Origin of the sequence: Gordonia sp. C13, assembly GCF_023218005.1 — a bacterium.
GTDB classification, from domain to species: Bacteria; Actinomycetota; Actinomycetes; order Mycobacteriales; family Mycobacteriaceae; genus Gordonia; species Gordonia namibiensis.
The window spans coordinates 91,286-108,259 of sequence record NZ_JALPSY010000012.1 but is presented as its reverse complement, the minus strand read 5'-3'; the positions used below and the strand labels follow the sequence as shown (position 1 = coordinate 108,259).

At 67.9% G+C, this 16,974-nt stretch carries 15 protein-coding genes; 12 read left to right on the top strand and 3 right to left on the bottom strand.

What is annotated here, in order from left to right:
- The first annotated feature begins 16 nt into the window (after positions 1 to 16).
- The 7 genes from M1L58_RS12120 to ahcY all read left to right on the top strand — a co-directional run bounded on the left by M1L58_RS12120 (position 17) and on the right by ahcY (position 6,199).
- Complete coding sequence (locus M1L58_RS12120) at positions 17 to 1,081, top strand: PPE domain-containing protein (protein WP_248659059.1); 1,065 nt, start codon at positions 17 to 19, stop codon at positions 1,079 to 1,081.
- Positions 1,078 to 1,884: an ESX secretion-associated protein EspG gene (locus M1L58_RS12115; RefSeq protein WP_248659058.1), complete on the top strand. Its 807-nt coding sequence runs from the start codon at positions 1,078 to 1,080 to the stop codon at positions 1,882 to 1,884. The genes M1L58_RS12120 and M1L58_RS12115 overlap by 4 nt, the downstream gene beginning before the upstream one ends.
- Positions 1,885 to 2,002: 118 nt before the next feature.
- Complete coding sequence (locus M1L58_RS12110) at positions 2,003 to 2,317, top strand: WXG100 family type VII secretion target (RefSeq protein ID WP_006360164.1); 315 nt, start codon at positions 2,003 to 2,005, stop codon at positions 2,315 to 2,317.
- A 29-nt stretch (positions 2,318 to 2,346) separates the two neighbouring features.
- Positions 2,347 to 2,643: a WXG100 family type VII secretion target gene (locus tag M1L58_RS12105; RefSeq protein ID WP_005197550.1), complete on the top strand. Its 297-nt coding sequence runs from the start codon at positions 2,347 to 2,349 to the stop codon at positions 2,641 to 2,643.
- Between the two features lie 203 nt (positions 2,644 to 2,846).
- Positions 2,847 to 4,424 (top strand): sodium-dependent transporter, encoded by a 1,578-nt coding sequence (locus tag M1L58_RS12100; RefSeq protein ID WP_006866984.1) that lies wholly within the window; start codon positions 2,847 to 2,849, stop codon positions 4,422 to 4,424.
- Entirely contained in the window at positions 4,424 to 4,603 is a 180-nt protein-coding gene (locus M1L58_RS12095) for a methionine/alanine import family NSS transporter small subunit (RefSeq protein WP_154882491.1), read from the top strand. The genes M1L58_RS12100 and M1L58_RS12095 overlap by 1 nt, the downstream gene beginning before the upstream one ends.
- 120 nt (positions 4,604 to 4,723) lie before the next feature.
- Entirely contained in the window at positions 4,724 to 6,199 is a 1,476-nt protein-coding gene (gene ahcY, locus M1L58_RS12090; RefSeq protein WP_248659057.1) for an adenosylhomocysteinase, read from the top strand.
- 99 nt (positions 6,200 to 6,298) lie between these two features.
- Here the strand turns inward: ahcY and M1L58_RS12085 are convergent, their stop codons facing one another.
- Both M1L58_RS12085 and M1L58_RS12080 read right to left on the bottom strand, forming a co-directional pair.
- On the bottom strand, positions 6,299 to 7,063 hold the full coding sequence (locus M1L58_RS12085; protein WP_248659056.1) for a hypothetical protein: 765 nt from the start codon (positions 7,061 to 7,063) through the stop codon (positions 6,299 to 6,301).
- A 129-nt stretch (positions 7,064 to 7,192) separates the two neighbouring features.
- On the bottom strand, positions 7,193 to 7,825 hold the full coding sequence (locus M1L58_RS12080) for a dTMP kinase (protein WP_248659055.1): 633 nt from the start codon (positions 7,823 to 7,825) through the stop codon (positions 7,193 to 7,195).
- A 98-nt stretch (positions 7,826 to 7,923) separates the two neighbouring features.
- On the opposite strand from M1L58_RS12080, the gene mtrA reads away from it, so the two are divergent.
- The 3 genes from mtrA to lpqB are packed head-to-tail and all read left to right on the top strand — an operon-like array spanning position 7,924 to position 12,028.
- Positions 7,924 to 8,601, top strand: coding sequence for an MtrAB system response regulator MtrA (gene mtrA / locus M1L58_RS12075; RefSeq protein WP_004023513.1), 678 nt, complete (start codon positions 7,924 to 7,926; stop codon positions 8,599 to 8,601).
- The gene (mtrB, locus tag M1L58_RS12070) at positions 8,598 to 10,268 is read left to right on the top strand and encodes an MtrAB system histidine kinase MtrB (RefSeq protein WP_248659054.1); all 1,671 of its coding nucleotides are present in this window, start codon (positions 8,598 to 8,600) and stop codon (positions 10,266 to 10,268) included. Before mtrA ends, mtrB begins: the two co-directional genes overlap by 4 nt.
- The gene (gene lpqB, locus M1L58_RS12065; RefSeq protein ID WP_248659053.1) at positions 10,265 to 12,028 is read left to right on the top strand and encodes an MtrAB system accessory lipoprotein LpqB; all 1,764 of its coding nucleotides are present in this window, start codon (positions 10,265 to 10,267) and stop codon (positions 12,026 to 12,028) included. The genes mtrB and lpqB overlap by 4 nt, the downstream gene beginning before the upstream one ends.
- Positions 12,029 to 12,047: 19 nt before the next feature.
- On the opposite strand, the gene M1L58_RS12060 is transcribed toward lpqB, so the two are convergent.
- Entirely contained in the window at positions 12,048 to 12,716 is a 669-nt protein-coding gene (locus tag M1L58_RS12060) for a ComF family protein (protein WP_006360154.1), read from the bottom strand.
- 385 nt (positions 12,717 to 13,101) lie between these two features.
- On the opposite strand from M1L58_RS12060, the gene hpf reads away from it, so the two are divergent.
- Complete coding sequence (gene hpf / locus M1L58_RS12055; protein ID WP_006866976.1) at positions 13,102 to 13,923, top strand: ribosome hibernation-promoting factor, HPF/YfiA family; 822 nt, start codon at positions 13,102 to 13,104, stop codon at positions 13,921 to 13,923.
- A 177-nt stretch (positions 13,924 to 14,100) separates the two neighbouring features.
- Complete coding sequence (gene secA, locus M1L58_RS12050; protein ID WP_248659052.1) at positions 14,101 to 16,920, top strand: preprotein translocase subunit SecA; 2,820 nt, start codon at positions 14,101 to 14,103, stop codon at positions 16,918 to 16,920.
- Positions 16,921 to 16,974: the final 54 nt, after the last annotated feature.

The window sequence follows — 16,974 nt, the reverse complement described above, 5'->3', positions numbered from 1 at the left end:
GCAGAGGGGAGGGACCATGACCAGCACGACCGGAGCCGGCTTCACCGGCGTCAACTGGGACTCACGTACCAGTGAACAACTGGCGGCCGACCTCGGCGCCGGGCCGGGTCCTGCACCCCTGGCGGAAGCGGGAGCCGCGTGGGCGGCGCTCGCGACCGAGATCGGCGAAGCCGGGATCGAGTACGCGGCGGTCCTCGGACGGCTGGGCGTGCACTGGCAGTCCGCCCACACCAGTGCGGCGTTCGAGAAGCTCACGAAGCTCGCGCCGTGGTTCGCCGAGACCGCCACCGAGGCGGCCGAGAACGCCATCCGTGCCGAGGCGCAGGCCGCGGCCACCACCGTCGCGCGTCTCAACATGCCCAATCTCGCAGAGGTCGAGGTGGTGGAGAAGTTCCACGAGATCGCCACCACCGCAACAGCTGTCGCCCCGATCATCGCGGGCGCCGCGGCCGAGGCCGAACGTGCGATGACCCAGCAGCGGATGCGTGCCGCCCGTGTCATGCAGACGTACGAGAACGCGACGGAGCCCGTGGGTAAACCGTGGCCGTCCTCCCGTCGAGCCCCCGACCTGGTGTCCGGAGAGGCGCTCGCGTCGGAGGAGGCCGCCGCGGCCCGTGCCGCCGCGCCACCCGCGGTCACGCCTCCGATGACTCCGGCGATGCCGTCGATGACGGGTGGGATGCCCGGGGCGTATGCGCCGCCCGCCGAAAAGCTCCGGTACACACCGACTGTCGTGCCGAGTGCGGGATCGTCGGCCGCCACACCGATTGCAGCGCAAGCGAGTTCGACCCCCACACCGGGCCCCGGTGTGCCGCCACCGGTCGCACCCGGGATGGCTGCGGCCGCCGATCGTGGCGCCACGATCCGCGGTGTCGCCGTCGAATCCGAGGCGGTGCCTACCGACGACGGCCTGGCCCGGGCGTCGGACAGTCTCGACACCCCGTTGACCTGGGCTGACGTCGAGACCTCAGATCGTCCTGCGGCCCACTACGTCTCGGCGTCGGACGCCGAATCGCCGAAGGTCGATCCGCGGTACCTGTCGGAGACGCTGTTGCTCGGGAACCCGGGGGACCGCCCATGATGACGACAACCCACGACGCCCCCGTCGCGCTCGACGCGGCCGTGCTTCGGCGACTCGGCGACCGCTTCGGCGTGCAGACCTGGCCGGTGGTCCTCGACATGCCCGTCGGCGCCGCGGACGAGACCGCCCAGCGTCTGTCCGACCGGGAGAACGATGCGGCCATCGCCGCCCTCGACCTGGTGGACCACGACGAGCCCGTCCCGTGGCTGGCCACCGTGCTCCGCGTCCTGTCGCGGCCCGAACGCGAGATCGAGATGCGTAGCTTCACCGAGACCGGTGTGCGACGAATCTGCCTGGCTCGCAGTGGATACGAGCACGTCCTGGCCGAGCGTGTGGGTGATCGCCTCGATCTGGCCGTCGTCGAGATCGCCGACCTCGACGCCGTGGCCGACCTCCTGCGCGCCCGGTTCGACGACGCCACCCCGTGCGAGTTCACGTCGTTCTCGGTTCCCACCGACGAACTGGTCGACGGTCTCGGCCGTAGCGGCTCGGCCACCGAGATCACCGACGCGTTGTACACGCTCGGCGCACCGCTGTCCGATGCCGTCGTCATCTCCTCGGCATTCGCGTCCTGCCGGGTGCGCACCGAGATCGTCGCCTCGGCAAACGAGGACGGACGATTCTCTCGATCTTCTGGGGCCCTGGCCGTTTTCGACACCGCCAGGGGGCGGATCGTGTCGAGCCCCAGCAAGTCTCCGGACGGTCGGGTGTGGACCACCCTCTCACCGGGTTCGGGTCATCGGATCGCGCAGGCCGTACGCCTGCTGACCGAGACCCTCCCGGACGGGACGTGGTCGACATGATCGGGGTCGGGGGATCTCGCGGTCCATACCGCCGTGGGAAACAACTGTCAGCGGTATCTGTGTCACGGATACCAACGGGGGCATCGCCAAACGGTGCCGTTACACAGGAGGAGAACTCATGCTGAATCTGCCCGGAGCAGGCGGCGCCGGAGTGAAGGTCGATGTCGCGGAGGGCCAGGCCACCGCTGCGGCGGTCGGCGGGATCGTCGCGGACATGAAGGAGACGATCGGGGTGATCCAGAAGCACGCTGCGAACACCACCCCGACGTGGCAGGGCAAGGCGGGTGCGGCGTTCGACGGCACGCACACCGACTGGAACAAGGAAGCCAACACGCTCAACCAGCTTCTCGATCAGATCAAGGCGCAGATGACCAACGGCTTCGCCGGTTACGAAGACCAGGACTCGGCTGCCGCCGGGCACTTCGGCGTCTGACCTTCCCACCCTCTTCGAAAGGCATTCTCATGACCATCAATTACGACTTCGCGGCACTGGGCGACCTGAGCAGTGGGCTCGGTCGCGCCTTCCAGCAGCTCGACGACCAGAACACGCAGCTGAAGAACCAGGTCGCCGCACTCGACGGCAACTGGAATTCGGCGCAGGCGAAGGCCGCGTACCTCGAGGCGCAGGCGAACTTCGACCGTGCCTTCGCGCAGTCGCGCGAGCGTCTCATGGCGCTGCAGAACGGCGTCACCAACGCCAGCCGCACCATGTCCGACACCGATTCCTCCATCGCGAGCGGCTTCCGTTCGCTCGCTTGAGTTGGTCGATTCGACGGGGACTCCGCGGTCACACGCTGGGGTCCCCGTCGTCGTCTGTCCGGATGACTCGGTGTCCGCCGGCGAACGTTTCGACAGGCCGACGTCAACCTCCGCGGGCGAGGGGATGAGTGCGATAGCGTCGCACCTGACAGTCCCCGTGGCGCCCGTACCCGGCGGACTCAGCGCTCGATGAGGAGGTAGCAGTGACGTCTGCGAAAGCCGCCGGAGAGGGCCGGGAGACCTTCACCCGGAACTCCGGATTCATCTTCGCCGCGATCGGATCCGCGGTGGGGCTCGGCAACATCTGGCGCTTCCCCGGCGTCGCCTACGAGAGCGGTGGTGGGGCCTTCCTCATCCCGTACCTCGTCGCGCTGCTGACCGCGGGAATCCCGGTACTGTTCCTCGACTATGCGGTCGGCCATCGCTTCCGTGGGACCGCGCCGCTGTCGTTCCGGCGGATCAAGAAACCGGTCGAGGCGCTCGGCTGGTTCCAGACCGGCCTGCTGTTCGTCATCGGCGTCTACTACGCAGCGGTCATCGCGTGGGCGCTCAGCTACTTCTTCTTCTCCTTCAACCAGAGCTGGGGCGATGATCCGGCCGGCTTCTTCACCGGCGAGTACCTGAAGGTCGGTGACCCGGGTGTCTCCACGACGATCGTCGGCGGAGTCGCGCTGCCCCTGATCGTGGTGTGGCTCGCGGTCCTCGCTGTGCTGCTGCTCGGTGTCGCGAACGGCATCGAGAAGGTCAACATCGTTTTCATCCCGCTGCTGTTCATCGGGTTCGCCGGACTGGTGATCCGCGCGGTCACGCTGCCCGGTGCCGTCGACGGCCTCAACGCTCTGTTCACCCCGAAGTGGGCGGCGCTGAAAGACCTCGACGTATGGATCGCGGCGTACAGCCAGATCTTCTTCTCGCTCTCGATCGCGTTCGGCATCATGATCGCCTACGCCTCGTTCCAGCGGCGTAAGGCCAACATGACCAGTTCCGGTCTCGTCGTGGCGTTCGCCAACTCCTCGTTCGAGATCCTCGCCGGCATCGGCGTGTTCTCCGCCCTCGGTTTCCTGGCCTACCAGCAGCAGATCGCGGTGTCGGATCTGGAAGGTCTCACCGGACCGATCCTGTCGTTCGTGACGTTCCCGGCGGTGATCTCGGAGATGCCCGGTGCGGCGTTCTTCGGCGCACTGTTCTTCGGCTCGCTGGTGGTCGCCGGCTTCACCTCGCTGATCTCGCTGATGATCGGCGTCTCCGCAGGCATCCAGGAGAAGTGGGGACTCTCGCGGACCAAGGCGGCGGTCGGTGTGTCGGTGGTGTGCGGTCTCATCTCGCTCGGGCTGTTCTCCACCACCTCGGGGCTCATCGCCCTCGACACCGTCGACATGTTCGCCAACAACGTCGGGGTGGTCTCCTCGGCCATCCTGATGACCATCATCATGATCTGGGTGCTGCGCCGCGGCGACATGTTGCGTCACCATCTCAATGCGGTGTCGACGTTCAAGGTGGGCAGGATCTGGCTGGCCCTCGTCGGCGTGGTAGCACCGATCTTCCTGACGATCATGCTCGTCCAGAAGGTGTGGTCGGTGATCGACGAAGGCTACGAGGGATACCCGACCTGGTACATCACCGTCTTCGGCTGGGGCACGATCGCCCTGCTCGTCGTTGCTGCCGTGGGCCTGTCCCTGCCGTCGTGGAAGGGGCGCGACAACCCCGACTTCCTGCCATGGCCACCTCTTCCCGAAGGTGTTCGCGGCGCCGGCCCCAAGACCAGCAAGGAGACCGTCTGATGAGTGGGATCGCCATCGTCATGCTCCTCATCTCCATCGGAATCGTGTGGGGAGGGTTGGTCGCGAGCGTCATCTACCTGAACCGCCGCCCCGAGGTCGAAGGTCTTCTCGAGGACCCCGACCTCGCCCGCGACGACGCGGAACGGGCGTCGCAGCCGCACCCGACCCGCGACACCTGACCGGCGGCGGGAGCAGGCCCCGGCACCTGACCATGGGCTCGGCGGGCGTGGTCCGATAGCCTGGATCGAACGCACAATCGCTGCACACGCAGCGCACGAAGCGAACGACAAGGGGATCAGATGACGACTGCTCAGGACGAGCTGAAGGCCGACAGCCGCAACGGGATCGACTACAAGGTGGCCGATTTGTCCCTGGCGGACTTCGGCCGCAAGGAGATCGAGCTCGCCGAGCACGAGATGCCCGGACTCATGGAACTGCGTCGCGAGAACGCAGATGTTCTGCCGCTCAAGGGTGCTCGCATTTCCGGATCGCTGCACATGACCGTTCAGACCGCGGTGCTGATCGAGACTCTCGTCGCGCTCGGCGCCGAGGTCCGCTGGGCGTCGTGCAACATCTTCTCGACCCAGGATCACGCGGCTGCGGCCGTCGTCGTGGGTCCGCACGGCACCCCGGACGAGCCCAAGGGCGTCCCGGTCTTCGCCTGGAAGGGCGAGACCCTCGAGGAGTACTGGTGGGCCGCCGAGCAGATGCTGACCTGGCCCGAGGCGGACAAGCCGGCCAACATGATCCTCGACGACGGCGGCGACGCCACCATGCTGGTTCTGCGCGGTGCCGAGTTCGAGAAGGCCGGCGTCGTGCCGCCCACCGAGGACGACCACGCGGCCGAGTACAAGGTCTTCCTCGAGCTGCTCCGCAAGCGCTTCGAGACCGACAAGAACAAGTGGACCACCATCGCCGAGTCGGTCCAGGGCGTCACCGAGGAGACCACCACCGGCGTGCTGCGGCTCTACCAGTTCGCCGCTGCCGGTGAGCTGGCGTTCCCCGCGATCAACGTCAACGACTCGGTCACCAAGTCCAAGTTCGACAACAAGTACGGCACCCGCCACTCGCTGATCGACGGGATCAACCGGGGCACCGACGTTCTCATCGGTGGCAAGAAGGTTCTGATCTGCGGGTACGGCGACGTCGGCAAGGGCTGCGCGGAGTCGCTGGCCGGTCAGGGCGCCCGCGTCCAGGTCACCGAGATCGACCCGATCAACGCGCTGCAGGCCCTCATGGACGGCTACGACGTGGTCACCGTCGAGGACGCGATCGGCGACGCCGACATCGTGATCACCTCGACGGGCAACCTGGGCATCATCACCCTCGACCACATGCGTCAGATGAAGCACCAGGCGATCCTGGGCAACATCGGCCACTTCGACAACGAGATCGACATGGCCGGCCTCGAGCGTTCGGGTGCCAAGCGCATCACCGTCAAGCCGCAGGTCGACCAGTGGATCTTCGAGAACGGCAAGTCGATCATCGTGCTGAGCGAGGGTCGCCTGCTCAACCTCGGCAACGCGACCGGCCACCCGTCGTTCGTGATGAGCAACAGCTTCTCGAACCAGGTCATCGCCCAGATCGAGCTGTGGACCAAGAACGACGAGTACGACAACGAGGTCTACCGCCTGCCCAAGCACCTCGACGAGAAGGTCGCGCGCATCCACGTCGAGGCGCTCGGCGGCAAGCTGACCAAGCTCACCAAGGAGCAGGCCGAGTACATCGGCGTCGACGTCGAGGGCCCGTACAAGCCGGAGCACTACCGCTACTGAGGTAACCCGCTCACGCAAACCCACCCTTTTTTCGGCATATCCACCACCCTCGCTGGGGGTGGAAATGCCGAAAAAGGGTGGGTTTGCGGCGTTTTGGGGTCAGGCCCCGATGTCGGGTTCGGCGTCAGGGCAGTAGATCCACGAGCCGCGTTCCTTCAGGAACCGTTCCTTGGACTTCTCGGATTCGGTTCGGCGGCTGCCCTTTTCGAGATGGGACACGACCTCGGACTGGGCGACGTTGCCGTCGAAGACCGTGTCGAGGAAACCGTCGAGCACGATCAGGCCGTCCTCGGTGGGCGGTGGACCGGTGATGCGCTCCCGCGATTGGCTGCAGACCGCGGCCTTCATACGTACGACGTCGCGGGCGTTGCGTGCCGCCACGTAGTTCTGCAGAGCCGCACGGATCTGGGAAAGCGCTGCGTAGTCGGCGGATTCGGGGTCGGGGCTCGTCGACCCGCCCGGGGTGGTACTCGACGAGGTGCTCGAACCGCTTGCGACAGCGGACTCCTCCGGTCCGGAGGACATCACGACCAGCGTGACGACGAGGGCCGCCAAGACGATGACCGCGACACCGCCGGTGATCCAGGCGATGATCGCGCCGGTGTTCCGCTTGGGTGGCGGGGGACCGTAGGGTCCGCCGGGAGGGCCTCCGTAGCCGCCGCTCGGTGCGTACGGCCCGGGTCCGTGGACGCCGTGGGGCGGCGGGGCTCCGTACGGACCGTAGGCGGGTCGCGGCTGCGGCGCGGGCGGGAACTGTCCTGGGAACGGCTGCTGCCCACCGGGGCCGGGCCCCTGGGGGTACCCGGGCCGACCGGGCCCCAACGGTGGCGGTGGGCCACCGGGTGGTGGCGGCTGATAGGTCATTCGACCCCCTCCCCAGTCATTGATCCAGGCTAGCGAAGAGCCTTGGCAACGGCAGAGCCCGGTCGTCGGGGTGGCGTGCGTCCGAATGACCCCCTCAGGGGACTCGCGGTCCCACGGACCAATCGGGCGTCAGTGGGTCAGGAGGTCGGCCAGCGCGGCGACGTCCTCGCCGTCGTATCGGTGCCACGGGGACGTCCACTGGGCCTCGGCGAGTTGGCGGTAGACGGCGTCGACGCGGCGCTGGAGGTCGCTGTCGCGTTCGTAGGCGTCGCGTGCCCGGCTGGCGTCGGCGGCGGCCCGGCTCTCGGCCCGCTGCATGGCCACCTCGGCGGGAACACCGAGCAGGACGTGCCGGTCGGGGACGGGCATGCCGAACCGCCCGTACTCGAGGTCGGCTACCCATCGCACGACCTCGCCGTCGACGTCCTGTTCGAGCCGCCCGGCGTTGTAGGCGGCGTTCGACGCGACGTAGCGGTCGAGGATGACGATGTCGCTGGTCTCGGTCGCCGCAGCGATGTCCGCTGCCGCGCCGGCCCGGTCGAGGGCGAACAGAAGTGCCATGGCGTACACGCTGTCCCGGAGGTCGCCGTGCGCACCGTGCAATGCCTCCGAGGCGATGTCGGCGGTCGCCGACTGCCCGTAGCGCGGGAAGGTGAACGTCGCGACCTGAAGACCCGACGCCGTCCAGCGCTCGACCAGGCCGGTCACCAACGTGTTCTTGCCGGCGCCGTCGAGCCCCTCTACCGCAATCAACTGACCCACGCGCAGGAGTCTATGGCGTGGGACGAATCCGGCCAGAACGTCCACCTCCGGCGCGTCATTCACCACGCTTTCATCACGATGGTGTCACCATTGGACACATGAAGCCTCGCATCCTCGTCGTCGACGACGACGCCGCTCTCGCCGAGATGCTGACGATCGTGTTGCGCGGCGAGGGTTTCGAACCCTTCGTGGTCGGTGACGGTACGCAGGCACTCACCGCCGTGCGCGAGATCCGCCCCGACCTGGTGCTGCTCGACCTGATGCTGCCGGGCATGAACGGCATCGACGTGTGCCGTGTGCTGCGTGCCGATTCCGGCGTCCCGATCGTCATGCTGACCGCGAAGTCCGACACCGTCGACGTCGTGCTGGGTCTCGAATCCGGCGCCGACGACTACATGGTCAAGCCGTTCAAGCCGAAGGAACTCGTCGCCCGCGTCCGCGCCCGTCTGCGTCGTACCGACGAGGAGCCGGCCGAGCTGCTGTCGATCGGGCCGGTGGAGATCGACGTGCCCGCACACAAGGTCACCCGCGACGGCGTCCCGATCTCGCTGACACCGCTCGAGTTCGACCTGTTGGTCGCACTCGCCCGCAAGCCGCGACAGGTCTTCACCCGCGACGTTCTCCTCGAGCAGGTGTGGGGCTACCGCCACCCGGCGGACACTAGACTCGTGAACGTGCATGTCCAGCGTCTGCGCGCGAAGGTCGAAACCGACCCGGAGAACCCTGAGGTCGTTCTGACTGTGAGGGGGGTCGGCTACAAGGCCGGCCCGCCGTGATCGGTCGATCTCGACGACGGGTCAACAGCACCTTCGGGCGCTTCACCCGTGCTGCCGGCGCTGTCGGAGGTGCCTTCGGGCACATCTGGCGGCGCTCGTTGCAGTTACGGGTCGTGGCGTCGACGTTGTTGCTGTCGGTCGTCGTGCTCCTCATCCTCGGTTTCGTGCTGGTCTCCCAGATCACCGACCGTCTCCTCGACGTGAAGCTGGCCGCGGCCACCGAGGAGATCGACCGCGCCCGCATCTCGGTCGAACGCGACCTGTCCAGCGGCGCAGGCAACATGTCGGTGCAGAACCGGCTGCGTCAGACGCGGTCGCTGCTCACCGACCGTGACGCCGACACGGGTCAGGCCTCCGGCACGGTCGGCGCCTTCGACACCGTGCTCATCGTCCCCGGTGCCGCCGAGAGCAGCGCGGTCAGCGGCGTCGGCCCGACCGCCGAGGTGCCGTCGAACCTGCGGGACATGGTCCGCGGCGGCCAGGTGGCCTACCAGTACACCCAGGTTCCCGACGGTTCCGGCGGACAGGCGCCGGCCCTGATCGTGGGCACCCCGACCAATGCCTCGGTGCCGGGGCTCGAGCTGTATCTGGTGTTCCCGCTGACCGCGGAGCAGAACACCGTCGACCTCGTCCGCGGCACCCTGCTGACCGGAAGCATCGTCCTGCTGGGTCTGCTTGCGGCGATCGCCTGGCTGGTCTCCCGGCAGGTGGTCATCCCGGTCCGGTCGGCCTCCCGGATCGCCGTCCGGTTTGCCGACGGCCGTCTCAAGGAGCGCATGCCCGTGCGCGGCGAGGACGACATGGCCCGTCTCGCGATGTCGTTCAACGACATGGCCGAGAGCCTGTCCAAGCAGATCACCCACCTTGAGGAGTTCGGCGGCCTGCAGCGTCAGTTCACCTCCGACGTCAGCCACGAGCTGCGGACGCCGCTGACCACCGTGCGGATGGCCTCGGACGTGCTCTACGAGGGCCGCGACGAACTCGACCCTGTCCGCAAGCGTTCGGTCGAACTGCTGGACAAGGAACTCGACCGGTTCGAGACCCTGCTCAACGAGCTGCTGGAGATCTCCCGCCACGACGCAGGCATGGCCGAACTGGCGGCGGAACGGATGGACATGGCCATCCCGATCGACGGTGCGCTGGCCACCGTCCGACACCTCGCCGAGGAGACCGGGACCGAGCTCGTCCTGGACCTGCCCGCCGAACCCGTGCTCGCCGAGATCGACCCGCGCCGCGTCGAGCGGATTCTGCGCAACCTGCTCGCCAACGCGATCGATCACGGCGAACGGAAACCGGTGACACTGACGATGCGATCCGACGGCGACGCCGTCGCCATCACGGTCCGTGACCAGGGCATCGGGTTGCGGCCGGGGGAGGAGAAGCTGGTGTTCAACCGGTTCTGGCGTTCGGATCCGTCGCGGTTCCGGCGCTCCGGCGGCACCGGTCTCGGCCTGGCGATCAGCATCGAGGACGCCCGACTGCATCAGGGCCGGCTCGAGGCGTGGGGCGAACCCGGCAAGGGTGCGTGCTTCCGGCTGACGCTGCCTCTCGTCCGCGGCCACAAGGTGCTCGGTTCGCCGCTGCCGCTGAAGTCGGTCGGCTCAGCGCCCCGTGCCGCTGCCAAGACGAGTGGCCGCACACCAGGTGTGGAGGCTGGTACCGAATGAGCGTGGTACGTCATCCGGAGCACCCGCGGCGGAGTGTTCTGGGGTTCCTGATCGCCGTCGCCACGGCAACCGTGGCGATGGTCGTGGTGTCGGCCTGCGGGTCGATCCCGAACGACTCCTCGCCGCAGCCCATCAAGTCCTTCCAGCGTGAGGGCGCCACCAACGCGGCCCCGGTGCCCCAGTCCGACATGGACCCGGAAGCCCTCGTCCGGGCGTTCCTCAAGTCCACGGTCGATCCCGACTCCGGCCACGACGCCGCCCGCGCCTTCCTGACGCCGGTGGCCTCCCAGCAGTGGGACGACCGCGGTGACGCACTGATCCTCGACGAGATCAGCATCTTCGTGGACCAGCGCAACGAGGACTCCGTTCGAATGCGGCTCACCGGCGACAACGTCGGGACCCTCAAGTCCGACGGACAGTTGCTGCCCGCGTCGGGACGGGTCGAGACCAGCATCAGCCTGACCCGCCAGGGCGACCAGTGGCGCATCGACGGGCCGCTGCCGAACGGGGCGATGATCGACCGCGACCAGTTCGACAACACCTATCGTCCGGTCTCGCTCTACTTCTCCGACCGCACCGGCCGACGACTCGTCCCGGACCCGCGCTGGTTCTACTCCGGGCAGGCAACCGATCCGACGGCGCTGGTCAACCGGCTCCTCGGCGGGCCCGCCGCTGACCTGTCCGCGGCCGTCGACAGCGGCTTCCCGAGCGGTTCGACGCTGCGCGGACCGGTCGTCGGCCTCGCCGGCGGCGGAGTGCGCGTCGACCTCAGCGGCATCGGCGACCCGTCGAGCCGGGACCGCACCGTGCTCGCGGCGCAGATCGTCTGGACACTCGACGGCGCCGACATCGCCGGGCCGTACGTGATCGACGCCGACGGTGCGCCCCTCGCCGCCGAACGCGCCTCGGGATGGCAACCCGCTGACCTCCGCTCCTTCGATCCGAACGCGGTGCCGTCCACCGACGTCGGCCTGAACGTCGTCACCGGCGGCGCATTGCGTGCGGTGACCGACACCGCGACCGTGCCGGTGCGCGGACCTCTCGGTTCGTCTCGCGACGTGCGGGCGGCGACGATCTCCGACAACGGCGCGCGGGTCGCCGCGGTGCGGACGGCGGGAGACCGCCGGCTCGAGTGCGTGATCGGCGACTACGGCGGCGACGTCGGGCCGATCGTCAGCGGGGTGTCCATCACCCGTCCCTCCTTCGGCGCCGACGAGAACGCTGTGTGGGTGGTCGTCGACGGGAAGCCGGTGCAGTGGCAGCGCGACGACGACGGCACCCAGACCGTCCCGGTCGAGGCATCGTCGATCCCGAGGGTGGCGCGCGGCGCGATCACCGAGATGCAGGTGGCTCCGGACGGTGTCCGGGTTGCCCTCGTCGTAGGCGGGCAGATCGTGTTCGCCGTGCTGTCGACGAACGCCGAGGGGCAGGTGTCGTTGACCAGCCCGCGGATCGCGGCCTACAACATCGGCAACCGTGCGGTGTCCCTGGACTGGGCGTCACCGACGACTCTGGTCGTCGCCCGGGAGGCGCCGGAGTCCCCGGTGGTGCAGCTGTCGATCAACGGCACCCCGGCGGTCGGCCTGCTCAGCGGGAACGTGTCCCCACCGGTGCGGGCCGTGGTGGCGAATGCCTCGACCATCTACGTCGGGGATCAGCGCGGCGTGTTGCGCCTCGGCAGCAACAACGGGCAGCCCGACCAGTACTGGACCGAGGTCGAACCCGCCATGATCGCCGGGGCGATCCCGGTTCTGCCCTGATCGCCGGGGCGGGATCTTTCTAGGCGGCCGCCAGCACGACGACCGCCGCGACCCCGATCCCGGCGGCGTGCAGAACCCGGACCGACTCGGCTGCAGTGGCCCCGGTGGTCAGCACGTCGTCGACCAGGAGCGCCGCGGCACCGTGTGGTGGACGCGCACCGCCGCGGAGACGGACCGCCCCCGCGAGGTTGCGGGCACGTGCCCGGGCGTCGAGTCCGGCGGAGTCGCGGGCGGTCGCTGCGGTCATCAGCAGCGGTGCGACGGTCACACGGGAACCCAGGAGTGGTGCGGCGTGTTCGGCGATCGCGGCGACCCGATCGCCGCCGCGGCGTCGTGCGCTCAGCCGGCGGGTGGGCGCGGGGATCAACGCCAGTCGGTCGGCGTCGGGTAGCTCGCCCCACCCGGCCAGCACCCGCACGGCGTGGGCGAGTGCGGCGCCCAGCGGCGGGATCAGATCACGGCGGTCGTGTTCCTTGACGGCGATGATCCCGTTCCGGTGGGGACCCCGGTAACGACCGAGGGCCCACACCGGCACACCCGGTGAGATGCGCGGGCGAGCGGCGACCGGAGCGTCGTGCCAGGCGGTCTCGCAGCGGGCACACCACGGGGTCCCGGGCCGTGCGCACCCTCCGCAGACCACCGGGAAGACCAGATCCGCCGCCGCGGCCGGCACCTGACCCCAGACCATGTCCCGACCCTAGGCCCGGGCCCCGCACGCCAGGTGTGGCCGGCGGAGCCTGTGGAGAGATCCGCCCTGTTCGGTGAGTTGGCCGAGTCCTTGGGATCACCGCGCGCGGGCCCTCGGTCCCGACTTGTCCCGGGATACCCGACGCGGCGGGGCAAAACGTGGCCGATACCCGAACTTGCGACTACGGTCTTGGGTACATCGGGTTGCCGGGAGGACAGTTGAGTCCCCGCGCCGGACACGACCGATTTTCGGGAGGTGATGCCCCTGTCGATGAGTGTCAGCTGTCAGCTGGCATGGACAAATCCTCGGCGTCGGCCAAATTATCAGTGCGACAACAGATCACGATGACCCAACCGCCGCCGGGAACAATTCAGGAGGTAGTTGAATGTCCACAGTCATCCACCGCAAAGGCCAGCGCGAACCGAAAATCGCAGACCCCAGGCCGACCGTGGAGGAGGGCCTCGAGCCCGACCACCAACCCGCCCAGAACGACTCCGACGACCAGGAGTTCGCGTTCGTCCGCCCACCCGGAACGGTGGACGCCGACGAACCCGCCGAGCCCATCGCCAAGATCGTGTTCAGCGGCCGCAACGTCGTGATACCCGACCACTACCGCATCTACGTCGGCGACAAGCTCGCTCGTCTCGAGCGATTCGATCCGACGATCTTCGAATTCGACGTCGAGCTGAAGCACTATCGGAACCGTCGGCAGGCCAAGGTCTGTCAGAAGGTGGAGGTCACCGCGAAGGGCAAGGGCCCGATCGTGCGTTCGCAGGCGTGCGGCGAGAACTTCTACGCCGCACTCGAACGTGCCCTCGACAAACTCGAGTCCCGTCTCCGTCGGGTGAAGGACCGTCGCCGCGTGCACCACGGCAACCGCCGTCCGCTGTCGGTGGCCGAGGCCACCGAGATCGGCGCACCGCCGTTGCGGGACAACCAACTGTCCGTCGACGGTTTCGTCGGCGACCCGGGCACCGCCCTGGCCGATTCCACGAAGTCCGACTACGACGACGTGGACGATTACACGCCCGGTCAGATCGTGCGCGTGAAAGAGCACACCGCGGTGCCGATGACGGTCGACGACGCGCTCTACGAGATGGAGCTCGTGGGGCACGACTTCTTCCTGTTCCACGACAAGGAGAGCGACAAGCCGTCGGTCGTCTACCGCAGGCATGCCTTCGACTACGGCCTCATCCGCCTGACATGAACGCGGGCTGAGCGTTCCCGACGGTCCGCCGACGAATCCGAAGGGACGAAGTCCGTCCCGTCAACGTGCCGGTCGATCAGGGTCTGCTCAGCTCACCTCGCTACCATGGGATCCGGTCTGTGCTTTCGCACGGGCCGGATTCCGTGTGTTTTCTACAGGTGAGGGACTCGATCCACGGTGCTGAACAAGCTGTTGCGTGTCGGCGAAGGCCGCATGGTCAAGCGACTCGACGCGATCGCGTCGCACGTCGAGGCGCTGTCCGACGAGTTCGAGGCGCTCTCCGACGCCGAACTGCGAGCCAAGACCGACGAGTTCAAGAAACGTATCGCCGATGGTGAGACGCTTGACGAACTGCTGCCCGAGGCCTTCGCGACGGCCCGCGAGGCGGCCTGGCGCGTACTCGACCAGAAGCACTTCCACGTCCAGATCATGGGCGGCGCGGCGCTGCACTACGGCAACATCGCCGAGATGAAGACCGGTGAGGGCAAGACCCTCACCTGTGTGCTCCCGGCATACCTCAACGCGCTGTCGGGTGAGGGCGTCCACGTCGTCACCGTCAACGACTACCTCGCCAAGCGCGACTCGGAGTGGATGGGACGCGTCCACCGCTTCCTCGGCCTCGAGACCGCGGTGATCCTCACCGGCATGTCTTCCGCCGCGCGCCGCGAGGCCTACGCCGCCGACATCACCTACGGCACCAACAACGAGTTCGGCTTCGACTACTTGCGCGACAACATGGCGCACTCGCTCGCCGACCTCGTCCAGCGCGGCCACGCCTACGCGATCGTCGACGAGGTCGACTCGATCCTCATCGACGAGGCCCGTACGCCGCTGATCATCTCCGGCCCCGCCGAGGGATCGAGCAAGTGGTACACCGAGTTCGCGCGCATCGCGCCGCTGCTCGAGAAGGATGTCCACTACGAGGTCGACATCAAGAAGAAGACGATCGGCGTGCACGAGGCCGGCGTCGAGTTCGTCGAGGACCGTCTCGGCATCGACAATCTCTACGAGGCCGCCAACTCGCCCCTGGTCAGCTACCTGAACAACGCGATCAAGGTCAAGGAGCTGTTCCAGCGCGACAAGGACTACATCGTCCGCAACGGCGACGTCCTGATCGTCGACGAGTTCACCGGTCGTGTGCTCGACGGCCGCCGCTTCAACGAGGGTCTGCACCAGGCGATCGAGGCCAAGGAAGGCGTCGAGATCAAGGCCGAGAACCAGACCCTCGCCACGATCACCCTGCAGAACTACTTCCGCCTCTACGACAAGTTGTCGGGCATGACCGGTACCGCCGAGACCGAGGCCGCCGAGTTCGACCAGATCTACAAGCTCGGAGTGCTGCCGATTCCGACCAACCGGCCGATGATCCGCAAGGACCAGGGCGACCTGATCTACAAGACCGAAGAGGCGAAGTTCGCCGCGGTCGTCGACGACATCGTCGAGCGCCACGAGATCGGCCAGCCGGTGCTGATCGGCACCACCAGCGTCGAGCGTTCGGAGTACCTGTCCCGTCAGCTCAAGAAGCGCGAGATCCCGCACAGCGTCCTGAACGCCAAGTTCCACGAACAGGAAGCCCAGATCATCGCCGAGGCGGGTCGTCTCGGGGCAGTCACGGTGGCCACCAACATGGCCGGCCGCGGTACCGACGTGGTGCTCGGCGGCAACCCGGACATCATCGCCGACACCCGCCTGCGCAAGGCCGGACTCGACCCGGTGACCACCCCGGACGAGTACGAGGCCGCGTGGGACGAGGCCATCGAGGTCGCGCGCACCGAGGCCGCCGAGGAGGCCGAGGCCGTGCGCAAGGCCGGTGGCCTGTACGTGCTCGGCACCGAGCGGCACGAATCCCGCCGAATCGACAACCAGCTTCGCGGCCGTTCCGGTCGGCAGGGCGATCCGGGTGAGTCGAGGTTCTACCTGTCCGTCGCCGACGAACTGATGCGCCGCTTCAACGGTGGTGCGCTCGAGGCGATCATGAGCCGTCTGCCCGACGACGTGCCGATCGAGGCCAAGATGGTCACCAAGGCCATCCGCAGCGCTCAGACCCAGGTCGAGCAGCAGAACTTCGAGATGCGCAAGAACGTCCTCAAGTACGACGAGGTCATGAACGAGCAGCGCAAGATCATCTACGCCGAGCGCCGCCAGATCCTCGAGGGTGAGGATCACCACGAGCAGGTCAAGCAGATGATCGACGACGTCGTGAGCGCGTACGTCGAGGGTGCGACCGCCGAGGGTTACGCCGAGGACTGGGATCTCGACGAGCTGTGGACTGCGCTGCGCACCCTGTACCCGATCGAACTCGACCCCAAAGAGGTCGTCGGTGAGACGGAATACGGTGAGCGCGACGACATCTCGGCCGACGAGCTGCGCGAGACCCTCGTCGCCGACGCGAAGGCCGCCTACGACAAGCGCGAGAAGGCGATCGAGGAGATCGCCGGTGAGGGCGCCATGCGCCAGCTCGAGCGCAGCGTCCTGCTCAGCGTTCTCGACCGCAAGTGGCGCGACCACCTGTACGAGATGGACTACCTCCGCGAGGGCATCCACCTGCGTTCGATGGCGCAGCGCGACCCGGTGGTCGAGTACCAGCGCGAGGGCTTCGACATGTTCAACGGCATGCTCGAGGGCCTCAAGGAGGAAGCACTCGGGATCCTGTTCAACGCGCAGGTGCAGACCGAGCAGCCGGCACCTCAGGCACCCCTGCCCACCGCCGCCGATCTCCGTGCCGCGGTCGGTGCGGGGGCACCCGCACCGGCGCCGGCGGCCGACACCGGTTCGCAGGTCCCTGCAGCCCTGCGTGGTTCCGGGGCCGCCAACGGCGAGGTGCCGATGACGTTCTCCGGTCCCGACGAGGGCGGCGGCACGGTCGTCCACTCCGAGGAAGAGGAACTGGCCGGTGCCGTCGATTCGGCCAGCCGGCGTGAGCGCCGCGCGGCCGCACGGGCGAACACCAAGGGCAGCCGTCCGAAGCCGCCGAAGGCCAAGAAACAGCGCCGCTGAAAAAATTTCGGGAGAAAGTGGAACCCGGCAGGGGAGTGGCTGCGTCCAATCCCC

Bases quoted from the DNA above. Each gene is read 5' to 3' on its own strand.
- M1L58_RS12085 (WP_248659056.1), bottom strand. From the start codon at position 7,063: ATGACCTATCAGCCGCCACCACCCGGTGGCCCACCGCCACCGTTGGGG.
- lpqB (WP_248659053.1), top strand. From the start codon at position 10,265: ATGAGCGTGGTACGTCATCCGGAGCACCCGCGGCGGAGTGTTCTGGGG.
- mtrA (WP_004023513.1), top strand. From the start codon at position 7,924: ATGAAGCCTCGCATCCTCGTCGTCGACGACGACGCCGCTCTCGCCGAG.
- M1L58_RS12105 (WP_005197550.1), top strand. From the start codon at position 2,347: ATGACCATCAATTACGACTTCGCGGCACTGGGCGACCTGAGCAGTGGG.
- M1L58_RS12115 (WP_248659058.1), top strand. From the start codon at position 1,078: ATGATGACGACAACCCACGACGCCCCCGTCGCGCTCGACGCGGCCGTG.
- M1L58_RS12120 (WP_248659059.1), top strand. From the start codon at position 17: ATGACCAGCACGACCGGAGCCGGCTTCACCGGCGTCAACTGGGACTCA.
- M1L58_RS12095 (WP_154882491.1), top strand. From the start codon at position 4,424: ATGAGTGGGATCGCCATCGTCATGCTCCTCATCTCCATCGGAATCGTG.
- ahcY (WP_248659057.1), top strand. From the start codon at position 4,724: ATGACGACTGCTCAGGACGAGCTGAAGGCCGACAGCCGCAACGGGATC.
- M1L58_RS12060 (WP_006360154.1), bottom strand. From the start codon at position 12,716: ATGGTCTGGGGTCAGGTGCCGGCCGCGGCGGCGGATCTGGTCTTCCCG.
- M1L58_RS12110 (WP_006360164.1), top strand. From the start codon at position 2,003: ATGCTGAATCTGCCCGGAGCAGGCGGCGCCGGAGTGAAGGTCGATGTC.
- hpf (WP_006866976.1), top strand. From the start codon at position 13,102: ATGTCCACAGTCATCCACCGCAAAGGCCAGCGCGAACCGAAAATCGCA.